General features: G+C 41.1%; 2 protein-coding genes. Both read left to right on the forward strand.

From position 1 onward, the window contains the following. Positions 1-261 (forward strand): LptF/LptG family permease (locus A3738_RS31945; protein WP_231876614.1); only part of this gene is annotated, 261 nt, incomplete at its 5' end. 131 nt (positions 262-392) lie between these two features. Continuing rightward, positions 393-1,480 (forward strand): DUF6160 family protein (locus A3738_RS10610; RefSeq protein WP_068763589.1); only part of this gene is annotated, 1,088 nt, incomplete at its 3' end.

Raw genomic sequence — 1,480 nt, forward strand, 5'->3', positions numbered from 1 at the left:
TTTTGGAAAAAAGCTCTCCAGCCGCTAACGACTTTATCTTTGGTTTTAGTGGCGATTTCTTTTGTATTTGGGCCGTTAAGAAGTGTCGCTATGGGGACTAGAGTCTTTGTCGGCTTAATCGTTGGTCTGACTTTTAAGTATGTTCAAGATTTGTTAGGACCTGCGAGTATGGTATTCGGATTTGAGCCGATTGTAGCAACGGTTCTACCAATATTGGCGTGCGTTACTTTTGGTGTGCTAATGATCAAGAGAGCAAGCTAGATCGATTAAAAAACGCCCATTGAAAAATTTTGTGAATTAAGTTAGTGTGACGAATAATAATAAATAAAAGTTACTTGCTCGAAAGTATGTGTTGTATTTCGAGGGAACTAAGTTCTACTCGGAGATAAGTAATGAACACGTTTAATAGGCTCAGTTTAGTTGTTGCAATTGGTGCAATTTCTAATGGGGCAAACGCTGAGTTCATAAAGTTAGAAGATCAAGATTTGCAAAACGTTACTGGTCAAGCTGGATTGACTATTGACGTCGAGGCACGCTATGAGATTGGCGAGTTTGCGTATAAAGATGCTGGTTTTCTATTACTGCAAGGCATTCGAATGGGGGGGCATGATTTGCATGATCCTTCCTCCTCTCAATACTTCATGGACAACCTTCGTTTAGAGATTGATGTTGCTGGCGATGGCTCAAGCCCTGGCGACAATGTTCTGGACTATGGTTTTTCTAAAATGCGTGACTACGCACAGCTATATGTCGATGCAGGCAATATAGATACTCGATTTCAAGACGTGGCAAATGGCTATGACTCTGAGAGAGATCTTGCTATCGACGATAAGAAAACTTATCAAGACGGTGACTTGGTTATTCACTTCGATATAACTGACCCTTGGCAAGTTGAGGGCGGCCAAGCGGCTTTCATAGCAAATAATCGATACGAAACTGACGATTACGATACTTTTGAGTTAATGACTGAGCACGCAGTTGATTTTGCGTTTGAAATTGACGCAATCGGGATAGCTAGAAGTGATTACACAATAGGTAATGCAGGTTTAGACATTAATGCTAACCATTCGACTGGTGTGCACGAAGGCGAAGATGGGACTACTACCTTAATTAGTAACCTTAAGATGAAGGGATACCTTGGTCCTGAGGATTTACATATATCGAACAACGGCAATGGTTTTGGTGCTGAAGACCTGAATGGTGATGGAGATATAGATTCATTTGAGGCTTCCCAAGGAACCGGTATTGGTGACGCGAATTCTAAGATAACATGGAGTGCTTACTTCATGATTACCGATATGGAAGTTTATCTTGATATCGCCGGCATACAGATCAAGGATATGTCGATTCATAACAAGCGTGGTGACTTAAGCGGGCTTGACGGAACTTCGTCATTTTACTTTGCTCACTCTATCAGAGAAATCTACGCTGTAAGGGAATCTGTACTAAAATTACGAAACAATACGGTTGAATTTGTTGA

The sequence above is a fragment of the Oleiphilus sp. HI0066 genome (genome assembly GCF_001635725.1).